Consider the following 21,076-nt stretch of genomic DNA (forward strand, 5'->3'; position numbering starts at 1 on the left):
TCAGTCCTGTTTGTCCTTGATGGCCTTGAGTAAAGCATCGATATCGGCGCGCCGGCCCTGGTCAGCCAATTCACGTCCTGGCCGGGGCGGTGCCTGCAAGGCTTTCTGCAACGCGGCGGTGGCTTCAGGGTAGCGCTTCTGCCGATACAGATGATCGGCCCAGAAGTAATTGCTGTCGATCCCGTTGGGGTTGATCTGCAGGGCTTTGCGCAGCAGTTTGTCGGCTATTTCAGCGTCACCAAAACCGATCGGCCAGCCGGGTACCTGGTCGTAGAGCGTACCCAGGCTGGTGTAGGCCGAGCCTTGCAGGGCGTTGGGGTCCAGCGTCATGGCCTGCTCCAGGCTGGCTTTGGCGGCCTTGACCTTGCCCAGCGCGCCGAGCCCACCGACGGCGCCCGCCCAGCTGCTGTGGATGATGCCCTCCCAGATCAACGGTTCAGGCGTGCCGGGGTATTGATGAACGAAGGCAGTGGCATCACCGGCCAGCTTTTCAAATGCGTCGGCACGTTGTTCCTTGGGCAACTGGTACTGGATCTGCGCCCAGCGCTGCTGCAGATCGCTCAGGTGCTGCATGCCTGCCGGGTCCATTGCCCAGCTGAGGGGGGCGAATGCCAGCAAGCTGGCGATCAACAGACGCTTCATTTGCTCGACTCCTTGGAATGGCTACCGATGTAGCGGCGAATAACAGGCAGTTGCTTGCGCAGCGCACGGTCGACCACCCCCGGCAACATGCCGTTGATGCGCACGAACAGCTTTTCAGGCCAACCCAGGTACAGTTCGCTGCGCTCGGACTGCACGGCCACGAGTACGGCACGGGCGACATCGGCGGGATCGTCCATGCCGACCTTCAGCGCCTGGTTCAGCGCTGTCGCGGCACTGCTGTTCATGGCTGTGCGGGTAGCCCGCGGCGCGGCATACAAGACGTTCACCGTGGTGTCGGCCAACTCGCGCCGCAGCGCTTCGGAGAACCCCCGCAACGCGAATTTGCTGGCGCAGTAGCTGGCGTAACCGGGGTAACCGATCGAGCCATAGGTGGACCCGACATTCACCACCAGGGCCTTGGGTTGCTCGCGCAGCAGCGGCAGGCAGGCGCGGGTCAGTTGCAGGGGTGCCTTGAGGTTGATGTCCAGCAACTCGTCCAGGGCGTGTTCGTCCAACTGGTCGAGCAAGGCGAACCGGTTCACGCCGGCGGCATTGATCAGCACATTGAACCCACCCATCTCACGGGCCCGGCTGACGACCTGCTCGCGACCTTGCGAGGTACGCAGGTCGGCGGTCTGCCAGCGCAGGCGGTCCGGGTAACGGTTCATCAGGCCTGCCAGCTTGCCCAGGTGCCGGCTCACCGCCAGCACCCTGGCCCCGGCCGCGCACAGTTGCTCGGCCAGTTCCAGCCCGATGCCGCCACTGGCCCCCGTAAGCACCACCACCGACTCAGGCAAGCGCATGCTGCACCTCGGCCTGGCCCGCACGCGGCAAACCTTCGAACATCTCGGTGTACAACCGGTACACCACCTTGGCGGCGTGAATCACCGCCTGGTGATCATCGACCTCGTCCAGCCGGTCCATCAGCCGCTTGTAGGTGACCATGTGGTCCTGGTCCAGCGCGCCGTGGGAGCTCAGGTAGCTGAACGCGCTGTCCGGCAGCCCCAAGGTGCTCTGGATGGAACCGGCGGCATGGGTGGCCAGGGCGATGCTGGTGCCCTCAAGGACGTTGACCATGCCGAACAGCCCCACCGGGTTGCCCCGGGCAATGAGGTCGTACAGGTAGGCGACCATCAGCTCGATCGGCAAGGCCGGGCGGCCGTCACGCACCGCCTCCCAGTCTCCGCCGCAGGCCTTGATATCGTTGAGGATCCACTGCTCGTGGCCGTATTCCTCCTCGATGTACTCGCAGACGGCGCCGCGCAACCATTCCAGGCGCGGGGGCAAGCGCGCGCCGCAGGCCATCATCAGCGGCACGGTGTGGCGCACATGGTAGTAGGCCTGGGTCAGGAAGGCGATATAGCTGTCGCGGCTGACCTGGCCGGCCAAGGCTTCCCGGATCACCGGCACCGCGAACAGGGCCTGGCGTTCATGGCTGGTTTGCAACTGCAGGGTGTCGAAAAATGACATGACGGACCTCACAACAGAATGTCGGACAACAGGGTGTGATAACGCTGCAGGATCGCCTCGCGTCGCGGGCGGCCATTGGCGGTCAGGGTGCCTTCGCCGGGGGTCAGTGGGCCTGGCAGGCGCCGCCAGGCATGCACCCTGGCGTAGTCGGGCAAGGTGGCATTGCTGCGCTGCACGGCCTGCTCAATGGCCTCGTCGGTGGCCGCCGGATCAAGTGGCCAGAGCAAGGCCAGGTTGCGCGCAAGCCCCTCTCCGTGCACGAACGCCTGGGCGATCACGCCGCTCTGGGACAGCTCGGCTTCCACCCATTCGGGGTTGACGTTGCGCCCGAAGCTGGTGATGAATTGGTGTTTCTTGCGCCCGTTCAGATACAGATAACCGTCGTCGTCGAAGTAACCCAGATCGCCCGTGGCCCACCAGACCGAAGCGTTGGGTGCCTCCCCGAGGTAGCCAAGCAGCACGGAACCGCTGACGAACACCTCGCCATCGTCAGCGATTCGCACCTGAACATGAGGCAATGGGCGGCCGACGCTGCCTCGGCGAATCGCCCCCGGACGGTTGAGCGCCACTACCGAGGCACACTCCGACAGCCCATAGCCTTCGAAAACCGGCAAGCCTATGGCCTCGGCCCGCGCCAGCAGGCCGGGCGATACCCGTGCCCCGCCGACCGCGACGAAGCGCAGCGGGCCAACCCGCATCAGCCCCCGCTCGATCGCCGTGACCAGGCCCATCAACAGCTGCGGTACCAGGATCAGGCTCTGCGCGCCACTCAAGGCGATGGCCCCGAGCAAGCGCTTGAAATCGACCTGGCTGGCGCCGCCCATACCCAGTTGCGCCTGTGAGTAGAGCAACACGCGGGCCCCTGCCATGAGTGCGGCGTAAACGCCCAGGTTTTCCAGCAGTACGCCCAACGGTAGCACCGCCAGGTAGCGCTGGGGCTCGGTAGGCCGGCTGGCCAGCTGCAGTTCATGCGCGACGCGCAGCATGGCATCGGCGCCCAGGCAAACGCCTTTGGGCGTGCCCGTGCTGCCAGAGGTATAGGTGACCTTGGCGGTACCCTCAGGCAGCACCACCGGCGCTGCCAGATCGCGCGTCCAGAATGCCTCCTGCTGGACGAAGCCTAGCTGGCTGAACAGGCCATCCCAGGCAGGCTGGCAAAGCACAAGGCTTGCGCCGCACTGTTCGATGCAGTGCTGCACCTGCGCCGTACTGAAGAACGTTGGCACGATCACGCAGGCTCGCTCCGAGACCAGCGCCGCCAGGTCCCAGAACAGCAATTCAGGGCCGTTATCCAGCGCAAGGGCCAACACGCCCGGGGGTTGCGCGCTCAAGGCCTTGGCGCGCAGCCAGACCTCGGCGAGCAATTGCTTGTAGGTGAACCGCTCATTGGCGCCCTCCACGGCCAGGGCATCGCCGCGCTCACGGCCCAGGTCAAGCAGCAACTGCCTGAAGCGTTCCAGTTCATGCGGCATGGCCGGCCTCCTCGTTCAGCGCAGGCAGCCCCAGGCGCCGGAACACCCCTGCCGACTCCAGGCGCTCGAAGCCCTGGCGGATATCACCGACGAACACGTGCGGGTGCTGGTCGTAATAGTGCCCCCAATGCTCTGCCGGCTCACTCAGGCGGGCGGGGTCGGCCTGGGCCACCACCGTCGGCACCAGGCCCAGGCGCTGGAAACTGTTGATCAGCGTCGATGCGCCGGTGAACGCCACCCAACGCAGCCCCCGTGTAGCGAGCAGCCAGGTCACGGCCGTGATCATGATCCGGGCGCTGCCGGCACTGAGCGAAGCCAGGTTGCCAACTTCGACCATGCACTCGCGCCCCAGACTCACCCCCGCCGCTCGGGATATCGCGCTTTCCAGGGGCTCATCCAGATAGCGCTCGAGAAACAAGCGCCCGCTGCTGGCCGGGCGCATGCCGGCTGCGGCTATCAACCGCCCATGGCTGTCCCGCAGGGCCAGGAGTTCTGGTAGGTAATGGTGGATATCGGCCTGGTGCACGTCGGCGAAACACTGGTGAATGAAATGCTCCAGCTCGCCACGCCCCTGATCATCCTGCAGGTGCAGGGACAAATGGGCGTGGTGTTCAACATGGGTGCCGATAGGCACTGGGAGCAGATTGCTCCATAGGGTCTGAGTCATGAAGCTCCCCCGGCTGGGTTGGTCAGGGCGAGTATCCGTGGCGAATCTGAAGGGAATCTGAAGCGGAGTGAAAAGCGGCAGGTCACCCGCAGACGCTGTCGAATCAACGCGGTGATTTGATCAAAATCAAACGCAGAGTCCGTGCGACGCTCACTATGCCTGCAAGGAACCGCTGCCTCGAAAAATCTGGCAGCTAGCGGCCAAGAGCGGCCCTTTCACACCTGGAATCATTTTGCGAGGTTCGGTCCATGAAAAGCGCACGAAAACTGTTTGCAATGGCGTTGGCAGTATCGTTGGTGGCTCCAGGTTACCTGCTGGCCGCCACCGATACCGGTACCACGACGCCACCGGCCGCAACCGGCTCGAAAGCCGGCAAGCCCACCGGGCATGAAACCTACAAGGAACAGGAAAAGCATAAAAAAACCACGAAGTCCCATGAAAAGAAACCCATGACGCCGTCTCAAGGCAAGCCCAGCAGCTCAGGTTCCATGTCCACCCAATAGCATGTTCCGGGGCAGCCGAATCCACCCACGCAGAGTCTTGCCCTGTGGGTGGCCTGGCCATCACAGCAGCCAGTTGGCGGCAATGCAAGGCGGCGTGGTCACGACCGGCTTTACGTCTGGCGGCTTTTTCGAAGCGCTTCCAAACCATTGAATAACGCCATGCCAGTCAGCATCGCAGCCACGAACAGCCAGCCTTGCCAAAACCCGCCGGCCAGCAACACCAGGGCCGGCCCTGGGCACACCCCGGCTAGCCCCCAGCCAATGCCGAAGATCAGGCTGCCCCCCACCAGCCGACGGTCAATGTCACGCCGGGCAGGCAACTGCATCGCGCCGCCGAGCAAGGCCACAGTGTGCCGACGCGCCCAGGCCATGGGCAGCAGTGCAGCCCCGATGGCGCCCACCATGACCAGTGCCAGCGACGGGTCCCACTGCCCCGCGAGGTCGAGAAACCCCAATACCTTGGCGGGGTTCGCCATGCCTGACAACAGCAACCCCACGCCGAACAGCACGCCCGCGATGAATGCACTGATCCGGGTCATTTCATGCTCCTGGGTAAAGGTGCCGAACCACGAAGACGGTGGCAAAGCCGGTGGCCATGAAGCACAACGTCGCCACCGCCGAGCGAGGGGACAGGCGAGAGAGGCCGCACACACCATGGCCACTGGTGCAGCCACTGCCATAGCGGGTACCCACCCCCACCAGAAGCCCCGCGACCATGAGTAACCCAGGGGCCGTACTGAAATGCACCGGGGGCATCGCCGAGAACGCTCGCCACATCAGTGGCGCCGCTATGATGCCCAGTAAGAAGAACAGCTTATCGCCTCGCCCCTCTTCCGCGCGTTGCAACAGCGAGCCGAGCAGGCCACTGATACCGGCAATGCGCCCATTCGCCACCACGAACAGCCCGGCGGCCAGGCCGATCAGTGCGCCGCCGGCCAGTGCCGACCACGGTGTGAAGGCTGCCATATCTACAAACATCATCAGCTCCCCTTGCCAGACTGAAGAAATGAACCGACTTTATCTTAACGCTGTGTTTTACGTTCGATCGCGTGCCACACCCTCATTCCCGAACGCGGCGTCCCAGCCGCCGTGCCCCCGGCAATGCACTCAAACCGTGCAATACCACGCTGAGCAGGACGCACGCGATGGCGCACGCGATGATCGTGCCACCCTCTTGCAACGGCGCATCCAGTATCAATATCGTGAACACGATGGACGCGAGGCCACGGGGGCCGAACCAGCCTATGAACAAGCGGCTCTCGGCGCTGAGTGTGCTCCCCGCCAGGCTGAGCCAGACAGGCAGCATCCGCACCAGCGACAGGCTCGAAAGCGCGTAGAACCAGACCGAGGGTGCCATGATCTGCGAAGCTTTGGGCGCCACGTAGGCTCCAAACACCACCCAGGTCAGCAGTGACAGCGCCTCACCGCACGACCCGCCGGTGACGAGCAACGGCTGCGTTTCGCGGTTGAACAGGTAACCTGTCAGCAGCCCTGCGCAGAAGGCGGCGATGAAGCCGCTGCCCCCCAGTGCCTGGGCGCAGGCGAAGCTCAGCAATGCCAGCGCGGGCATTACCAATTGCTGCCAGGCCTCGATCTGCAGGCAATGGCGTTGTGACAGACGTAACAATCCGCCCACCAACAGCGCAAGCGCCGCCCCCGAGAGAACACCGATTCCCAGCTCCTCCAGGAAGAAATAGCCCGTCAAAGCAAAAGGCATCGTCGAGTGGGCCTCCATCAACAATGTCAACAGCAGGAGCAGTACCGGCACGCAAATGCCGTCGTTCAAGCCGCTTTCGACATTCAAGCTCTCGCGTACATTAGCCGGCACCTCGGGGTTGCTCACGACTGCCTTGCCAAGGGCGGCATCGGTCGGGGCCAGTATCGTCGCCAACAACGCCATCTCCAGCCAGGGCATCTGTGGGAACATCAGCCAGGCGGCAAACCAGCCCGCAAACAATGTCAGCGGCAGGCCGAGGGTCAGCAGGCGCAAAGGCAGGCTACGGGATTGCCGCAATTGGGCCAGATCGGCCTTGGCGGCATCATTGAACAGGACGATTGAAAGGGTAAGCTCGGCCAGAAAGCGAAGATCGTTGCGGTCCAGCGAAAGGTTCAACAACCCAAGCCCGGAGGGACCTGTTAACAGGCCCGCCAGCAGAAACAACAGCGGCCCGTTGATAGGTTTGGATTCAAGCGCGCCGGCCAGGCTGGCGTACAGCACCAGCAAGGCGGCCAGAACAGCCAGGTTCTGATACATGGCCACGCCTCGGCATGAAAAGCGTATATACGAACGCTATCACTGCGCGCGCAACGCGACGATCTGAAAGGCGGCAGAAGTTATCCTAAGTCAACAATGCAGGTAATAAAGATCTCACGTGCCGGCAACGGTCATGGCCCATGCCTCAAGAACGAAAAATCTCGAACGGTTCCACCCGTAGCACTTTGCGAATACCCAAGTAACTGGAGGTGCCGGCAATCAGTGAAACCAGGCCAAACGTCAGGCCCAGGTTCCAGAAGGTCACGATGGCGGCATAGTTGGGCAGGTACGTTCGCACCAGTTCAATCACCCCCGTCATCAGCCCGACACCCAACCCATACCCGGTCAATGCGCATGAGATCGCCATAAACAGAATCATCAGCACCAGATCCTGAGCTCTCGCACCCATGGCCTTGAGTGCCGCGAACTTGTCCAGGTTCTCGAGGATGAAGCTGTAGAACGTCTGACCTGAAATGGATAAGCCCACCAGGAAGCTGATCAATGTCATCAGCAAAATATTGGTGCCCACGCCCGTCTGGTAGATGTAGTAATCCGCGATCCGCTGATTGAACTGGGCCTTGGTCAGCGCTAGATAGCCCAGCCGGGCGACCTCTTGGCGAATCCGTATGGCCTCAGACGCGGCTCTCGGCTTGACCAGAATGTAGGAAATCGTGAATCGCGCAGTCGGTATGTACTCGATTGCTCGCCGATAGGTGGTGTAGAGGGTCGGTACGCCAATCAGCCCGCTGGACAGCACCTTGGCGATACCGACCACCGTGCCGCGATGATCATTGAGTTCGAACTCCGTGCCTAGCGTGGGGCTACCTAGCTTGCTGAACTCCGCGTCGTGAACGACGATGAAGGCGTTTTCACCATAGAGCGCCTCGATGGCGCCCTGCTCCAGCTCCGGGCGCCCATAGAGGCTGGTATCGTCCAGCCCCACCACACTGACGATCTGGTAGCTGCCATCGGCAAGCCGGGCCTGGGCATTGCCGATGAACACCGGCACGGCGTACTCCACCTGCTCCATACTGCGCACCGCATCCAGCAGATAGTCCGGCAGCGCAATCACTGCGGTCGGCGTGTTGACTGCTGGATCCATCACCCACATCGGCGCACCGATGTGGGTGACCGTCGAATGGGCCCTGCTCAAAATGCCAGCAAACATGGCCGTCATCTGCATCATCAGGAATACCGAGAACGTCAGGCCAACCAGTAGCGCGGAAAACTTGGCCCGGTCGTTGACCAACAGCTTGTAGCCGATACGCAAGATCCCCGCATATTTCATGGCGCCTCTCTCCCGCTACCGACTTCAGGCGCGTTCCACCAGCCACCACCTAGCGCGACGTACAATGCGACTGTGTCTTGGCGCCGCTGAGCTGAGGCATCCAGCAACAACATGTTGGCCTGTTGCAACTGCACATCGGCAACCAGCACATCGACGTAGGGCACCAGCCCTGCCCGGTAGCTGGCCTGCAACGCTTGCAGCGCCGCTTCAGCCGCCGCGGCTGACTCGCTACGCTTTTGTAGCGCCACGGCGTCCAGCTGCAAGGCGTCGAGCACATCTGCCACCTGCGACAATGCCGACAGCACCACTTGCCGGTAGGTAGCCGCGGCCTGTCGGTAAGCCTCCCGCGCGGCCTCACGGCCGAACCAGCGTCGCCCACCTTCGAACAGCGGGATATCGATGGCGGGCCCAATCGACCAGAACCGTCTGGAAAACAGCGAGCCCAACGCCGTGCCGCCCGTGCCGTACTGCGCCGAAAGGGTGAAGCTGGGGAACAACGCGGCAGTTGCCACCCCGATGTCCGCGCTGGCCTGGTGCAGCTGCGCTTCGGCTACCCGTATATCGGGACGTTGACGCACCAGCTCCGAGGGCAAACTGACCGGTAAATCGTGCGGCAGCGCCAAACTGCCGAGGCTGATATCAGGCACCGGCATCTGGTTCGGTGCCGCGCCCCCCAACAGCGCCAGCAGGTGCCCCGCCTGGGTATAGCGTTGCCGCAGGCCGGCCAGCTGCGCCTGGTTGGTCGCGATCAGGCTCCTGAGGCTGGCTTGCGCCGAATCGGCGAGCGTGCCGCTGCGTACTTGCGCCTGGGTCACCTGCAGTTGCTGTTGCTGCAAGGCAATCAGTTGCTCGGAGGCCTGCATTTGCGCCGCATAGGCCGCACGGGCTATGGCGGTGTTGACCACGTTCGCTGTGAGGGCAAGAAACGCTGCGTTCATGCGCGCGGACTGCACGTCGACCTGTGCTTGCAGGCTCTCGACGGCCCGTTTTTCGCCACCAAAAACATCGAGCGCATAGCTCACGGTGCCACTGAGGGTCACGACATTGAATACCGAATCCGCCGTGCCCAGCCCCGGCTGCCCGCCATTGCCCCGCTGACGATCCCCCTCAAAACGACCACTCACCTGTGGGTAGTAGACACCCTGGCCGGCCTTGAGCAGGTCCTGACTCTGCCGCAGGCTGGCTTCAGCCGCCTGCAGGCTCGGGTTGCGGGCAATGGCTTGCGTTACCAAAGCATCCAGGGCTGGCGAGCGAAACAGTGTCCACCAGTCCCATTGCAGGTCGCCGCCAGGCACGAACCCTTGGCTCTGGCCCTGCGCTTCGATCGGGTTGGCAAGGGTGCCCTGCCAATTGCATCAGTTCAAAAGGCGGCAGTTTTTCGATCAGTATCTCATCGACGTAACAACGCACCACGAGGCGATCCTGAACGCTGGTCATCACCAGCAACGGATTGAAACCCTGAGTGTGGATGCTGTAGGCCCCCTGGGGCGATACATAGCTGCCGACGGCACTGTTGATGGAGACCACAATGCCGTCGCTGGGCGCCTTGATCACATAGCGGGCCAATTCGGCGGCAGCGGCCTTGAACGCGGCCTGGGCTTGGGCGGCCTGGTTCTTTGCGGTGTCCAGGGCGTCCTTGCTGATCGACCTGGCGTCAATACCATAGGCGGCCAGGCGTTTGGCATACTGGTCGCGGGCAATGGCCAGGTTTGCCTGCGCCAACTCAAGGTTTGCCCGAGGCACAGCGTCATCCAGTGTCACCAACGGCGAGTCACGGCTCACCGCCTGTCCTTCATGCACCAGGATGCGGTTCACGGCCGCACCGGGTCGCCTTCCATGACCCGGCCATCCTCCATATGCATGATTCGATCGGCGAAGCGTTCGATGCGGGTGTCATGGGTGACAATCAGTACGCAGCAGCGTGGGCTGAGCACGTGCTCCCTGACGAAGGCGATGATGAGTTTGCCGGTGTCACCGTCAAGCGATGCCGTTGGCTCGTCCAGAATGAGCAGGCCAGGCTGGCCCACCATCGCCCGTGCAATCGCCACCCGTTGTTGTTCGCCGCCGGACAGTTTGGCTGGCGTCAGTTCAGCACGCTCGGCAAGCCCGACAATGCCCAGCACTTCCCGGGCTGTTTGAAGTGCCGTGTGCCAGGGCTGATACCTGAGGATCAGCGGGATCGCCACGTTCTCGGCACAGGTAAGTTTGCTGAACAGGTGATAGTCCTGGAAAACGAAACCGAACTGCTGCAGCCGCAATTCGGCCAAGCGGTCAGCATCTAGGGCCCAGATGTCCTGGCCATTGATGACGACGCTGCCAGTGTCGGGGCGCAGAATGCCGGAGAGCATGCTCAACAGCGTGGTCTTGCCGCTGCCGGAAGGCCCGACGATGTAGACCATTTCGCCGAACCGCACGCTGAACGTCACGTCGTCGACCGCTTTGACCCGAGCGGCTTCATCGCCAAACCACTTGCCCAGGCCCTTGGCGGGAACGGCGGGAACGGCGACGGTATCAAGCTTGCTGTTGTCCATCATGCTCTCCCAATAGCATCGCGGGCTTTCCAGACACTCCACATTTACCCGTTGCTCAACGCAGTGCTGTCAACCAATGACGAAGTTCATGTATCGAACGAGTATTGAGCACGTTTTCAGGCTGTAAACAGGCTCGCCGTGCCTGACCCACCTCATAACGCAAACGGGCCAGTTCGTCCGCGTCGCCAGCATCGGCACTGACACTGATCAGCGCACCGTATCGCGCATACGTCGTATGCTTCCGGCGGTTGTCACCTGCGCAACACCTGGAATTTGCCGCACATAGCCAAGGATGAGGTTGGCGACGGGTTCAATGATCGCCAGTGGAAAGCGCTCAGGGAGTGTCATGCTGCCACCTCGCTCGTGCGGTGAGCCTGCAGATGTTTATGGTCCAAGGCGCATCAACCGATCCAGTGAATCTCCGGCGCCTTGCGCTGCACATCCGCTGGCACTGAGCGGGGATAACCTACAATCACCGGTGCGACAGTGGCGCACTCATCAGGCAGGTGCAAAGCCTGCTTGCCAGCCGGCGTGGCAAGATAGCGCTGTGCCAGCCCTATCCAACAACTGCCCAGGCCCTCGGCATGCGCCGCGAGCATCAGGTTCTGCGCCGCCAGCGCGCAGTCTTCAACGGCCCAGGCACTGGCCGTCTTCGCGGCAATGACGATCAGCGCGGGAGCATGGTAGAAGATCTGAAAGCGCTCATTATCCAGCATTGCTTGCAAGGATTCAGGCATCTGCTCGCCACAGTTCTTTGCCAGGTACTTCTTCGCATCGGACGATATCTGCTGCAGAAGTACTTCGTCACGTACCACGGTGAATACCCATGGTTGCAGGTTCATCGCGCTCGGCGCCTGTACAGCGGCTTCGATCAGGCGAACGATCAGATGCTGCTCGACAGGCTCGGTGGTGAACTCACGGGTCGAACGTCGCTCGCGAATCGCTTCATAGATATTCATGGCTCAGCCTCGAAAGTGTTTATCCAGACCGTAACGCGCCTTTGAGCAGCCTGTTTGACCTGGATCAGAACCGGGAAACTCATGCACTTGGCAGTGACTCGGCGGGCTATCACTTGGCTTTTATCAAGCCCACCTCAAGGCGCCCGGGTAAGCTCCCCGACAGAGTTATCCAGTAGAGGAAAAACGCCATGAATCGCACCGTTCCATCAAGGGTCCGTCTGTATGACGAACACGATTTGGACACTGTGCTGCGCTCGATGGCCCGCCAGGCCTTGGCACGTCTGCCTGCGTCCGCAGTGGCGCTGGTAGGCATTCAGCGGCGTGGTGAGCCGCTGGCGCAGCGCCTGCAACTGCACCTGCAAGCCCTGACCGGTGCTGCGCCATTGCCGCTCTACCCGATCAAGGTCAAGCGCTACGCGGATGACCTCAGCCTCCTGCATGCCCATACTCAACTCACCGAGAACCCTGAGCTCGCCAAGCTGGACCTTGCCGGCACCACCTTGCTGGTGGTCGACGACGTGCTCTACGAAGGGCACTCGCTGCTGCGTACCTGCGCCTACCTCGCCGAACTGGGTGCGCGCCATCTCATCAGCGCAGTGCTCGTCGACCGCCACGTCTGCCGCCAACCGGTGCGTGCCGATATCGTCGGCATTCACCTACAGGTCGCGACGCAGGATATCGTCGAATGCCATGTGCCTCCGTACGAAGCGCAATTCTGCGTGGAGGTGGTGCGCCATGGCCGAACAGGCGATACCGCCTGATTCAACTGTCACGTGCGGGCTTGATCGTCAGGATGCTGCACGGCGCATGGCTGACCAGCCGCTCGGTGGTATCGCCGATCAGCTTGGCCCATCCTCTGGCCTGCACGGCGCCGACCACCACCACATCGGCCCCCAGCGTAGCGATATGGGACTTGATGACGCGCAACGGCGCACCTTCGCTGAAGAACCGATGGCTGTGGGCGATGCCATGGGCATCGGCCAACGCATCGAACGGCAACTGCAGCGATTCGCGCACTTCGTCCGCCCAGGGGCCGGCGAGGTCTGGGTTGGCCAGCATGGCGATTGGCAGGTCGTAAGCCGACAGCAGGTGCAACTGGCCCTGGCATTGCGTCGCCAGTTGCTGACCGGCCATCACCAGCGCGTCATTGAGTGGCGAGGGATGGGAGACATCCACCGCGACCAGCACGTTACCTGGCAGGGCCGGGGCATTGGCCGGTACGAACATCAGCGGCACCTCGCTCGCATGCAACAGCACTTGGTCAAGCGAGGTCCGGGCCAGCTGGTCGGTCAGGGAGCAGCCCGGGCAGCCCTTGATCACCAGGTCTGGCGCGTAGCGGGTGATACAGGCCGGCACCTGGTCTCGTGGATCGGAGGTTTCCACGGCCTCGAAACCTGGGCGTGCCCCCCTCGCCGGCTGTTCGTCCAGTAGCGCCTTGAGCTCTGTGCTGAAGTGCATGAAGGAAACGGAAGGCAGCGGGGTTGTCTGCAACTCGTGGCGCAGGCGCAGCTCGCCCGGTTCATGGATACCCAGCACGTGCAGGGCAGCACCAGACGCCTCAGCCAAGGCCATGGCCCGGGACAGTGCGGCATTGGCCTGAACCTCAGTCATGATCAACAGGATCCGGCGATACGGGTTCATCGGGCACCTCCCGGCGCGGCTGTTGGTTGGCGTACGTTTGTCATTATCGAAGCCGTTGCCGATTCGTTCTTGATAAAAATCAAGGCTCCCAGGCGCCATCGCGCCACCCTACGCGTAAGCCCGTGAGCCGTCATTGCGACGGCCATCGCTGCGGAGGCCATCATGAACGCTTTGACGCGACTGCTACTCATCTGCCATCCGGACCTGCACCCCTCACCAGCCTTGGCGCGCGCGCAAGCGTTGGCCAAGGCCACAGGCGCCACCTTGCACCTGGTGGTGCTGAGCCAACTGCCATCACGCCTGACCACCCTTGACCAGGTACTGCGCAGCAGTGCCCGCAAACAAGACGCCGAGCATCGCAAGGCATGGCTGAATGAGCAGGCACAGGCGCTTGCCAAGCAGGGCATTACCGCCTATGCCGAAACGCTGGATGACGATGATCCACTCAAGGACCTGATCCGCCTGGCGCAGTTACACCGCGTGGAAATGCTGATCAAGGACATCCGCCACGAAACCGTCGTCAGCCGTGCCCTTCTCACGCCGCTGGACTGGCAGTTGCTGCGCCGTTGCCCGATTCCGTTGCACTTGGTCGCTCAGGCTGACGCGGCACTGCCTGCGCGGGTGCTGGCGGCCGTGGACCTGGTCGAGCACGACGCGGCGGTGCACAAGTGCAACGACCATGTCCTGCAAGCTGCACAGGTGCTGGCGCAGCGCTGCAAGGCACAACTGCATGTGCTCCAGGCCTATGAACCGAGCCCTAGCTTCATGGCCTACGCCGCCGCACCGGTGGCATGGACCGATGAGGTGATCGAAGAAGTGACAGGTAGAGCGCGGGAACGCCTGACCCGCTTCGCGGCCCACTACGGCATCAAGCCGGACCATTTGCACCTGATACGCGGGGCTGCCCGGAGTGTCATCAGCGAATACGCCAACCAGCATGGCTTCGATGTGGTTGTCATGGGCACCCTTTACCATGAAGGCTTGACCAAGGTCATCGGCAGTACCACCGAGCAGACCTTGTACAAGGTGCATACGAGCATCCTGGCAATCCACGGCTGATTGGCCGCCGGTTTGCAATGCTCCGTGCCCTGCAAACCGGCAGCCCGTCTCAATCGCGATGCCAATCGACGCTCAGGTAGCGCTCACTGTCGCTGTAGCGATAGCTGCAGACGCCGTCATAAGCGGCTTCCAGTTCATGTCCAATACGGTTGGCCAGGTGCGTGCCCGTGGTGGTCGCCAACAGTTCGTCGTCCTTGCAGTCGATGGCGATCAGCCGCTCGAGCACGTGGGTCTGGCGCTCTTGTTGTTCGGCATGCTGCATGAGCTGGCGAATCTCCTGCTCATGGGTCGTGACGAAACGGCCCGACACGCGCACCTGGCCCGCCGCGGCATGGTCTTCAATGCGTCGACAGGCGGGGCATACAGTCGACTCCAGTGGCCCGAGGCCGTTGGCTCCGTGCGGGTGCCATTCACCCTCGTGATAGACCGCGCCACATTGCGGGCAAAGCGCGCTGCCGCCTGGGCGAAGGGGTATGGCGTAGGGGTCGAAGGGACGGGTTTTGAACAATTTGTCCTTGTGGCTTTTCTGATACTTGTCCATCGGCGTGCTCGCTATACGGATTGTGAAAATCGCAGCTCTTAGCATGCGCTGACCTGCACAGTGTCCGTCCATGGGCCACGCTGCACTTGATAATCGTCAAACCCAGCGCTGCCACGCCGCTTATGTTGCCGATAACGATCCAGGGAGCACCGCCAATGAATACCACAGCGCCATTGATGTTTGCATTGCAATGCAGCGAGGGCTACGGCAATGCCGTTGCCCGACGCCTGGGCGTCACGCTGTCGGCACATGAAGAGCGAGACTATGAGGACGGCGAGCACAAGTGCTGGCCCATGGACCCGGTCGAGGGGCGAAACGCCGTCGTGATCCACTCGCTTTACGGTGACACGCACCACAGCGCTCACGACAAACTGTGCCGGCTGCTGTTCTTCTGTGGCGCGCTCAAGGACGCCGGCGCCAGCCAGGTGACAGCGGTGACGCCCTATCTGTGCTACGGCCGCAAGGACCGCAAGGTGGAATTTCAGGACTCGACCATTACCCGCCACCTGGCTCGCCTGATGGAAGGCTGCGGCATCGACCGGGTGGTGGCCTTGGATGTGCATAACCCCAGCGCATTCGACAACGCCTACCGGATCCCGGCCTGGAACCTGGCCTGCGCGCAGCTGTTCGCCCAGCGCCTGGCGCCGCTGCTGGCTGCCCAGGTTATCACGGTGGTGTCGCCGGACATGGGCGGCATCAAGCGTGCCGAACAGTTTCGCCAGGCACTGGCCCAGCTGCTCGCGCGCCCGGTCGTCATGGCCATGGTGGAAAAGCACCGGCAACACACGCACCTCAGCGGGGAGTGCCTGGTGGGTAATGTGGCTGGCAGCACGGTCGTGCTGTTTGACGACATCATCAGTACCGGCCAGACACTGTTGCGGGCCGCACAAGCCTGCCATGGCGCTGGCGCATCCCGCATTCTGGCTGCCGCCACCCACGGTCTGTTCACCACCGCAGGAGCGCTGTTCGAAAGCGGGATGTTCGAACGCATCCTGGTCGCCGACAGCATCACGCCCTTTCGCCTGCCCGCCGGTTGCCGGGCTCAGTTGGACATCGTCGACACCAGCGCCCTGGTCGCTCAACGGCTTATGCCGTGACGTGGTCAGCCGTACAGCCCTACACCACCAGGATATTGCAAGGCACCTGGTACAACACATGCTCGGTGGTGCTGCCGAACAGACGGTCCAGTCCCCGTGCGATGGGCCGCCCCATGACCAACACGTCTACCGGCTGTGATTCTATGTATTCGCTGAGCACCGCGACAGGACGGCCCAGCACGAAGTGGCGGTGTTCCGGTGGCGCTCCGAAGCGATCGGCCAGTTTTTTGAAATCATCCTCCAACGCTTGGCGCAAAGGCCCGGCGATGTCCCCGATGGCCCAGGCGGCATACCCCATATCGCCCATATAGGCCATCGACAGATCGCAGGCGTGCAGGAGGTCCAGTTGCGCCCCGGTCTGCAAGGCCAAGGCACTGGCCTGCTGGACGATACTGTCATTTCGGGCTTGCCCCTCATCCGAGGTATCAGCCACGTCCACCGCCGCCACGACCTGGCGTGGCAACGCTGGCCGGCTGGCACCGAGCAAGTAGACCGGGACCGGACAGTGACGCAACAGCTGCCAGTCAAGCGGCGTGAAGAAAGCGCGCTTCAGCGCAGGTTCATGCTCGACCTGCTTGAGCAGCAGGTCCGGTTGCATCTCCAGCACGTGCTGCAGAATGTCATCCTGCAGGTCGTTGCTCCAGGCCACCTCGGTCGTCACCTGCACGCCAGAGGCACGCAGCACGTTTGCCTGGGCTTCCAACTGTTCCTGCTGAGCCTGCCGGTAAGCCTCCCGCTCCGTTTGATGCTTACCGGACTCCAGCAACCAGAGTTTGTCCAATGATTCGAGCAAGGCGACGATGTGCAGGCTGGCCGATGCCGACCTTGCCAGGGCAACGGCCTGCTCCAGGGCGACCGCCTGGTGCAGCATTGGGCGCATGATCAGCAACAGGCGTTGATAGTGACTCATGATTGCCTCCAACGGTAGGCCGGCCTGATCACTCAGGTATCGGGGGTTGCATCAGCGGTGCGCTCTTTTCCGGGATATCGGTCATGGTGGCTTCGGTCAGCAGCAAAATGCTGGCGACCGAGACCGCATTTTCAAGTGCGACGCGCACCACTTTCGTAGGGTCGATGATGCCCGCCTCGTACATGTCGACGTACGTGTTGGATGCGGCATCGAAGCCGATGCTGCCCGTTTCGGCTAGCATGCGAGCCACTACGACGCCAGCATCCACGGCGGAATTTTCAGCGATCGTCCGTGCTGGCGACTCCAGTGCCCGGCGCAGGATCTGCAGCCCCGTGCGCGTGTCGCCTTCCTGGTTGAGCTCCTCGGCAAGCAATGCCGGTACAGCCTTGAGCAAAGCAAGGCCACCACCGGGCACGATGCCCTCGGCAATCGCTGCGCGGGTAGCCGACAATGCGTCATCCAGGGCGTCCTTGCGCGCTTTCATCTCGGCTTCGGAAGGTGCGCCCACGCGGATGACCGCCACCCCACCGGCAAGCCTGGCCAGACGCTCCTGAAGCTTCTCCCGGTCGTAATCACTGGTGCTGGATGCGATCTGCGCACGGATTTGTGCGACACGATCAGCCACGGCCTCTCGCGTACCCTTACCGCCGACCAGTGCAGTGCTGTCTTTGAGCACCACTGCACGGTGCACCTGGCCCAGCTGGGACAGTTGCAGGTGGTCGAGATTGACGCCCAGTTCAGCCGAAACCACCGTGGCACCGGTGAGTACGGCAATGTCCTGGAGCATTTCCTTGCGCCGATCACCATACCCGGGAGCCTTCACCGCCACGGCGCGCAATACACCGCGAATCTGATTGACCACCAGCGTGGTCAAGGCTTCGCCATCGATGTCCTCGGCAATCACCATCAACGGCTGGCCGCTCTTGGCCACCTGTTCAAGCAGTGGCAGCAGGTCGGCCAGCGCACCGATCTTGTGATCACACAGCAGTACACACGCATCGGTGAGTTCGACCTGCATCTTTTCAGTGTCGGTGACAAAGTACGGGGACACGTACCCCCTGTCGAAACGCATGCCATCCATGATGTCGACCACGGTTTCGGTGGTCTTGGATTCCTCCACGCTCACCACGCCTTCCACGCCTACCTTTTCCAGGGCGTCGGCGACCAGCTGGCCGATCAGGGGGTCATTGTGGGCGGACAATGTGGCTACCTGGGCTTTTTCCCGAGTCGTGTCGACCGGGCGTGACTGCGCCAGCAATGCCGCCTGAACCAACCCCAGGCCCTTGTCCAGTCCGCGTTTGAGGTCGATGGCACTGGCCCCGGCCACCACGTTTCTGACGCCATCGGCAAGGATTGCCTGGGCCAGTACCGTCGCCGTGCTCGTACCATCTCCGACCGCCTCCGCCGTGCGCTCGGCGGCCTGGCGCAACATCTGGGCACCGAGGTTCTCCTCAGGGTCCTGCAGGTCAACGCGCTTGGCGATGGACACGCCGTCATTGCAGACAGTCGGGCGACCCCAGGTACTCTGCATCAGCACCGACTTCGACTTGGGGCCCAACGTGACGCGTACGGCATCGGCGAGCTGGGTGGCGCCACTGAGGATCTTCTCCCGTGCCGCTGACCGAAAGAGGATTTTGCTGTGCGGCATGATGTTCGGCTCCCGTGTAGGGCAGCGTGATTGACTGGTACTGCCAGCATCCGGCTCAGACCGCCCTTGGCGCTTGATTTTTATCAATCGTGCGAACGCCTGCAGCGTTGCTCAATGTTTATCGAGGTACCGATACAAGGCGTCTTCCTGGTCGAAATGCAGTTTCGCCAGGGTATCCAGGCGTATGAGCTGGTGCTGGATTTCGTCGGCGCTCGGGATGGCGGCGGCCTGGGCGAAATCCTCGTTCATGCGCGTCAGCACATGGATCAGCCTGAACATTTCCCGGTGGGTATGGCTGAGCGCCGAGAGGCGGTCCTCGCCCACCATGTAGCGGCTCAACAGCGGGGACAGCCGCAGCTCGTCGGCCCGCTCGTGGCGCTCCAGCAAGCCATGCAGGGCGGCGACCAGATGCTGGAGGTCGGCCCGTGCCCGCTCTACAGGGCGGCTGGCAAAGTCCCGCGCCATCTGGCTCAGTTCGGTCAACAACCCGTCCAGTTGCCGATGCTCGTCCTGCATGCGCTGCAGACTCTCGGCCGGCAACCCGTTGCGGCCATCACCCGCAACCGGGCCGAGGGCGCGAAGGGCGTTGAGGATGATCAACAGGTCGATGCCTTCCTGCAGTATCGCCCCCATCACCGCAGGCAGGTAGCCGGCCGCAGCGAACAGCATGGCCAGCAGCGAGAGGCTCATGCCCATCCACACGCCTTGCCGGGCGATGTGCACGGCGTCCCGGGCGATGTCGAGCGCTTCGATCAAGCGATCCAGCCTGTCGACCAGCAGCACAACGCCGGCTGACTGCGCCGAGGCTGTCACGCCGGACGCGCCCATGGCAACCCCGACATCGGCCGCAGCCAGTGCCGGAGCATCATTGATGCCATCCCCGACCATCAGCGTGGGGCCTCTTCGGCAACCCTCCTGCACCAGGCGGACCTTGTCCTGCGGTGAGAGGCCAGAGCGAAGTGCATCGATACCCGCGGTCAACGCGATCATTTGCGCCGTCTGCGGGCGGTCGCCAGTCAGCATGACAATCTGGTCGATCCCGCGCGCTCGAAGCCGACGCAAGGTCTGGGGTGTTTCCCGACGCACATCGTCGGCCAGCCGCAGCATCGCTTTCAATTCACCGTCCACGGCCACGAAACTGCCACTGCTGGCCAGATAGTCCAGCTGCTGCAAGCATGCCTGTGCCCAGTGGCCCGCATCCCTGCCCTGCTGCACGAATGCCAGCAGCCCCAAGCGCACGGCTTTACCTTGTACCTGGCCGGCCAAGCCTTGGCATGGAGCCTCCTGCACCTGTTGCGGCGCCGCCAGAGTCAGGCCCCGCGCAAGGGCCGCGTCGACAATGGCCCGAGCGATCGGATGGGTGGAGGCCTGGGCCAACGACGCGGCCCACTGCAAGATCTGCAGCGGCGCGCCCTCTCCGTTAAGCTCGATCGATTGCAACCGGGCGTGGCCGCTGGTCAAGGTACCAGTCTTGTCGGGAAAAGCCTGGCGGATTCCGGCGAGCGCCTCCAGTACCGCGCCATCGCGCACCAGAATGCTACGCCGCGCCGCTCGCGAGATGCCCGACAGCACGGCAATCGGCACCGCAAATATCAGCGGGCAGGGCGTGGCGACCACCAGCACGGCCAGCACACGTTGCGGGTCGCCACTGGTCCACCAGGCGAGCGCGGCGATCAACAATGTCAGCGGGATGAACGCCAGCGCGTAGCGGTCAGCCAGGCGCACGAAGGGTGCCCGTGACCGGCGCGCCGCCTCGACCAGGCGCACGATGCCGGCATAGGTGCTTTGGGCCGCGGTCTGCGTAGCCATCAGCAGCATCGGCGCGCCAGCGTTGCACACTCCGCTGGCCACCGGATCGCCGCAATGGCGAGTGACGGGTAACGACTCCCCGGTCAGTGCCGCCTCGTCCAGGGTGGCCTGGGGACTCTGCAGCCGCCCATCCACTGGCACGATTTCACCCAGGCGTACCAGCACGGTCTGACCTGGCCTGACCTGATCCACCGCTACCTCGTGCAGCCCGTCGTGTTCCTGGACCCACGCACGTTGCGGCGCTCGGTCGATCAGCGCGCGCAGTTCGCGCTCGGCATGCCGCACGCTGAACGCGTCGAGGGCTCGTCCGGTGGACAGCATCAGCGCGACCACCGCAGCCACCAGCATGTTCTCCAAGGCCAGGGCGGCGGTGATCGACAGCAAGGCAATCAGGTCGATACCCGCCTCACCTCTGGCCAGGCGCCTGAACATTTCTACCGCCAGGACCCCGGCCATGACCAGGCCGCCGGCTCCCCAGACCAGCGCGGCCCAGGCAGGCCGCTGCGCCGCGTAGGCCATGCCGCCAGTCAGCAAGGCCAGCAAGCAGACCACCAACAGTGCAGGGTCAAGCCATCGACGAGGCAT

23 protein-coding genes are annotated in these 21,076 nt (G+C 63.0%); 4 read left to right on the forward strand and 19 right to left on the reverse strand.

Going from position 1 to position 21,076, the window contains the following annotated elements; all coding sequences use genetic code 11:
* From APH36_RS04535 to APH36_RS04555, 5 genes are read right to left on the reverse strand one after another with little or no spacing between them, the layout of a single operon-like run.
* Entirely contained in the window at positions 1–642 is a 642-nt protein-coding gene (locus APH36_RS04535; RefSeq protein WP_060497651.1) for a hypothetical protein, read from the reverse strand.
* Positions 639–1,445, reverse strand: coding sequence for an SDR family oxidoreductase (locus APH36_RS04540; RefSeq protein WP_060497652.1), 807 nt, complete (start codon positions 1,443–1,445; stop codon positions 639–641). Before APH36_RS04540 ends, APH36_RS04535 begins: the two co-directional genes overlap by 4 nt.
* Positions 1,432–2,112 (reverse strand): TenA family transcriptional regulator, encoded by a 681-nt coding sequence (locus tag APH36_RS04545; RefSeq protein ID WP_060497653.1) that lies wholly within the window; start codon positions 2,110–2,112, stop codon positions 1,432–1,434. The genes APH36_RS04540 and APH36_RS04545 overlap by 14 nt, the downstream gene beginning before the upstream one ends.
* An 8-nt stretch (positions 2,113–2,120) precedes the next feature.
* A complete protein-coding gene (locus tag APH36_RS04550; protein WP_060497654.1) occupies positions 2,121–3,584 on the reverse strand; it encodes an AMP-binding protein in 1,464 nt (487 codons plus the stop codon).
* Entirely contained in the window at positions 3,574–4,251 is a 678-nt protein-coding gene (locus APH36_RS04555) for a thermostable hemolysin (RefSeq protein WP_060497655.1), read from the reverse strand. The genes APH36_RS04550 and APH36_RS04555 overlap by 11 nt, the downstream gene beginning before the upstream one ends.
* Before the next feature lie 248 nt (positions 4,252–4,499).
* Here APH36_RS04555 and APH36_RS04560 point away from each other — a divergent pair, with 248 nt between their 5' ends.
* Complete coding sequence (locus tag APH36_RS04560) at positions 4,500–4,754, forward strand: hypothetical protein (RefSeq protein WP_060497656.1); 255 nt, start codon at positions 4,500–4,502, stop codon at positions 4,752–4,754.
* 110 nt (positions 4,755–4,864) lie between these two features.
* Here the strand turns inward: APH36_RS04560 and APH36_RS04565 are convergent, their stop codons facing one another.
* The 9 genes from APH36_RS04565 to APH36_RS04600 all read right to left on the reverse strand — a co-directional run bounded on the left by APH36_RS04565 (position 4,865) and on the right by APH36_RS04600 (position 11,786).
* Complete coding sequence (locus APH36_RS04565) at positions 4,865–5,293, reverse strand: DUF6691 family protein (RefSeq protein WP_060497657.1); 429 nt, start codon at positions 5,291–5,293, stop codon at positions 4,865–4,867.
* Position 5,294: 1 nt separating this feature from the next.
* On the reverse strand, positions 5,295–5,732 hold the full coding sequence (locus APH36_RS04570; protein WP_060497658.1) for a YeeE/YedE family protein: 438 nt from the start codon (positions 5,730–5,732) through the stop codon (positions 5,295–5,297).
* 82 nt (positions 5,733–5,814) lie between these two features.
* Positions 5,815–7,008: a cation:proton antiporter gene (locus APH36_RS04575; protein ID WP_060497659.1), complete on the reverse strand. Its 1,194-nt coding sequence runs from the start codon at positions 7,006–7,008 to the stop codon at positions 5,815–5,817.
* Positions 7,009–7,153: 145 nt separating this feature from the next.
* Positions 7,154–8,296 carry an ABC transporter permease gene (locus APH36_RS04580; RefSeq protein ID WP_060497660.1) on the reverse strand — a complete coding sequence of 381 codons (1,143 nt, stop codon included), beginning with the start codon at positions 8,294–8,296 and terminating at the stop codon, positions 7,154–7,156.
* On the reverse strand, positions 8,293–9,591 hold the full coding sequence (locus APH36_RS04585) for an efflux transporter outer membrane subunit (RefSeq protein WP_256219098.1): 1,299 nt from the start codon (positions 9,589–9,591) through the stop codon (positions 8,293–8,295). Before APH36_RS04585 ends, APH36_RS04580 begins: the two co-directional genes overlap by 4 nt.
* On the reverse strand, positions 9,482–10,111 hold the full coding sequence (locus tag APH36_RS32540) for a hypothetical protein (protein WP_060497662.1): 630 nt from the start codon (positions 10,109–10,111) through the stop codon (positions 9,482–9,484). Before APH36_RS32540 ends, APH36_RS04585 begins: the two co-directional genes overlap by 110 nt.
* On the reverse strand, positions 10,108–10,827 hold the full coding sequence (locus APH36_RS04595) for an ABC transporter ATP-binding protein (RefSeq protein WP_060497663.1): 720 nt from the start codon (positions 10,825–10,827) through the stop codon (positions 10,108–10,110). The genes APH36_RS32540 and APH36_RS04595 overlap by 4 nt, the downstream gene beginning before the upstream one ends.
* 207 nt (positions 10,828–11,034) lie before the next feature.
* Positions 11,035–11,175, reverse strand: coding sequence for a hypothetical protein (locus APH36_RS31555; protein WP_156342060.1), 141 nt, complete (start codon positions 11,173–11,175; stop codon positions 11,035–11,037).
* 53 nt (positions 11,176–11,228) lie between these two features.
* Entirely contained in the window at positions 11,229–11,786 is a 558-nt protein-coding gene (locus APH36_RS04600; RefSeq protein WP_060497664.1) for a nitroreductase, read from the reverse strand.
* Between the two features lie 188 nt (positions 11,787–11,974).
* Here APH36_RS04600 and APH36_RS04605 point away from each other — a divergent pair, with 188 nt between their 5' ends.
* Complete coding sequence (locus tag APH36_RS04605; RefSeq protein ID WP_060497665.1) at positions 11,975–12,547, forward strand: bifunctional pyr operon transcriptional regulator/uracil phosphoribosyltransferase; 573 nt, start codon at positions 11,975–11,977, stop codon at positions 12,545–12,547.
* Between the two features lies 1 nt (position 12,548).
* Here the strand turns inward: APH36_RS04605 and APH36_RS04610 are convergent, their stop codons facing one another.
* On the reverse strand, positions 12,549–13,427 hold the full coding sequence (locus APH36_RS04610; protein WP_060497666.1) for a universal stress protein: 879 nt from the start codon (positions 13,425–13,427) through the stop codon (positions 12,549–12,551).
* 162 nt (positions 13,428–13,589) lie between these two features.
* Here APH36_RS04610 and APH36_RS04615 point away from each other — a divergent pair, with 162 nt between their 5' ends.
* Positions 13,590–14,486 carry a universal stress protein gene (locus tag APH36_RS04615; RefSeq protein ID WP_060497667.1) on the forward strand — a complete coding sequence of 299 codons (897 nt, stop codon included), beginning with the start codon at positions 13,590–13,592 and terminating at the stop codon, positions 14,484–14,486.
* 49 nt (positions 14,487–14,535) lie between these two features.
* Here the strand turns inward: APH36_RS04615 and APH36_RS04620 are convergent, their stop codons facing one another.
* Positions 14,536–15,027, reverse strand: coding sequence for a BCAM0308 family protein (locus APH36_RS04620; RefSeq protein ID WP_028697428.1), 492 nt, complete (start codon positions 15,025–15,027; stop codon positions 14,536–14,538).
* 155 nt (positions 15,028–15,182) lie between these two features.
* Between APH36_RS04620 and APH36_RS04625 the strand changes: the two genes are divergently transcribed.
* Positions 15,183–16,124, forward strand: coding sequence for a ribose-phosphate pyrophosphokinase (locus tag APH36_RS04625; RefSeq protein WP_060497668.1), 942 nt, complete (start codon positions 15,183–15,185; stop codon positions 16,122–16,124).
* Positions 16,125–16,143: 19 nt separating this feature from the next.
* On the opposite strand, the gene APH36_RS04630 is transcribed toward APH36_RS04625, so the two are convergent.
* The 3 genes from APH36_RS04630 to APH36_RS04640 all read right to left on the reverse strand — a co-directional run bounded on the left by APH36_RS04630 (position 16,144) and on the right by APH36_RS04640 (position 21,076).
* Complete coding sequence (locus tag APH36_RS04630) at positions 16,144–17,034, reverse strand: universal stress protein (RefSeq protein ID WP_060497669.1); 891 nt, start codon at positions 17,032–17,034, stop codon at positions 16,144–16,146.
* A gap of 28 nt (positions 17,035–17,062) precedes the next feature.
* A complete protein-coding gene (gene groL / locus APH36_RS04635) occupies positions 17,063–18,682 on the reverse strand; it encodes a chaperonin GroEL (protein WP_060497670.1) in 1,620 nt (539 codons plus the stop codon).
* Positions 18,683–18,793: 111 nt separating this feature from the next.
* Positions 18,794–21,076, reverse strand: coding sequence for a heavy metal translocating P-type ATPase (locus APH36_RS04640; protein WP_060497671.1), 2,283 nt, complete (start codon positions 21,074–21,076; stop codon positions 18,794–18,796).

Origin of the sequence: Pseudomonas sp. NBRC 111133, assembly GCF_001320605.1 — a bacterium.
Classification (GTDB): Bacteria; Pseudomonadota; Gammaproteobacteria; order Pseudomonadales; family Pseudomonadaceae; genus Aquipseudomonas; species Aquipseudomonas monteilii.

What these genes read in the sequence shown, in the direction of transcription:
- APH36_RS04555 (WP_060497655.1), bottom strand. Translation starts at nt 4,251, where the DNA reads ATGACTCAGACCCTATGGAGCAATCTGCTCCCAGTGCCTATCGGCACC.
- APH36_RS04580 (WP_060497660.1), bottom strand. Translation starts at nt 8,296, where the DNA reads ATGAAATATGCGGGGATCTTGCGTATCGGCTACAAGCTGTTGGTCAAC.
- APH36_RS04610 (WP_060497666.1), bottom strand. Translation starts at nt 13,427, where the DNA reads ATGAACCCGTATCGCCGGATCCTGTTGATCATGACTGAGGTTCAGGCC.
- APH36_RS04620 (WP_028697428.1), bottom strand. Translation starts at nt 15,027, where the DNA reads ATGGACAAGTATCAGAAAAGCCACAAGGACAAATTGTTCAAAACCCGT.
- APH36_RS04560 (WP_060497656.1), top strand. Translation starts at nt 4,500, where the DNA reads ATGAAAAGCGCACGAAAACTGTTTGCAATGGCGTTGGCAGTATCGTTG.
- APH36_RS04595 (WP_060497663.1), bottom strand. Translation starts at nt 10,827, where the DNA reads ATGGACAACAGCAAGCTTGATACCGTCGCCGTTCCCGCCGTTCCCGCC.
- APH36_RS04535 (WP_060497651.1), bottom strand. Translation starts at nt 642, where the DNA reads ATGAAGCGTCTGTTGATCGCCAGCTTGCTGGCATTCGCCCCCCTCAGC.
- APH36_RS04570 (WP_060497658.1), bottom strand. Translation starts at nt 5,732, where the DNA reads ATGTTTGTAGATATGGCAGCCTTCACACCGTGGTCGGCACTGGCCGGC.
- APH36_RS04565 (WP_060497657.1), bottom strand. Translation starts at nt 5,293, where the DNA reads ATGACCCGGATCAGTGCATTCATCGCGGGCGTGCTGTTCGGCGTGGGG.
- APH36_RS04640 (WP_060497671.1), bottom strand. Translation starts at nt 21,076, where the DNA reads ATGCCTCGTCGATGGCTTGACCCTGCACTGTTGGTGGTCTGCTTGCTG.
- APH36_RS04630 (WP_060497669.1), bottom strand. Translation starts at nt 17,034, where the DNA reads ATGAGTCACTATCAACGCCTGTTGCTGATCATGCGCCCAATGCTGCAC.
- APH36_RS04625 (WP_060497668.1), top strand. Translation starts at nt 15,183, where the DNA reads ATGAATACCACAGCGCCATTGATGTTTGCATTGCAATGCAGCGAGGGC.
- APH36_RS04600 (WP_060497664.1), bottom strand. Translation starts at nt 11,786, where the DNA reads ATGAATATCTATGAAGCGATTCGCGAGCGACGTTCGACCCGTGAGTTC.
- APH36_RS04540 (WP_060497652.1), bottom strand. Translation starts at nt 1,445, where the DNA reads ATGCGCTTGCCTGAGTCGGTGGTGGTGCTTACGGGGGCCAGTGGCGGC.
- APH36_RS04545 (WP_060497653.1), bottom strand. Translation starts at nt 2,112, where the DNA reads ATGTCATTTTTCGACACCCTGCAGTTGCAAACCAGCCATGAACGCCAG.
- APH36_RS04550 (WP_060497654.1), bottom strand. Translation starts at nt 3,584, where the DNA reads ATGCCGCATGAACTGGAACGCTTCAGGCAGTTGCTGCTTGACCTGGGC.
- groL (WP_060497670.1), bottom strand. Translation starts at nt 18,682, where the DNA reads ATGCCGCACAGCAAAATCCTCTTTCGGTCAGCGGCACGGGAGAAGATC.
- APH36_RS04605 (WP_060497665.1), top strand. Translation starts at nt 11,975, where the DNA reads ATGAATCGCACCGTTCCATCAAGGGTCCGTCTGTATGACGAACACGAT.
- APH36_RS04615 (WP_060497667.1), top strand. Translation starts at nt 13,590, where the DNA reads ATGAACGCTTTGACGCGACTGCTACTCATCTGCCATCCGGACCTGCAC.
- APH36_RS04575 (WP_060497659.1), bottom strand. Translation starts at nt 7,008, where the DNA reads ATGTATCAGAACCTGGCTGTTCTGGCCGCCTTGCTGGTGCTGTACGCC.
- APH36_RS31555 (WP_156342060.1), bottom strand. Translation starts at nt 11,175, where the DNA reads ATGACACTCCCTGAGCGCTTTCCACTGGCGATCATTGAACCCGTCGCC.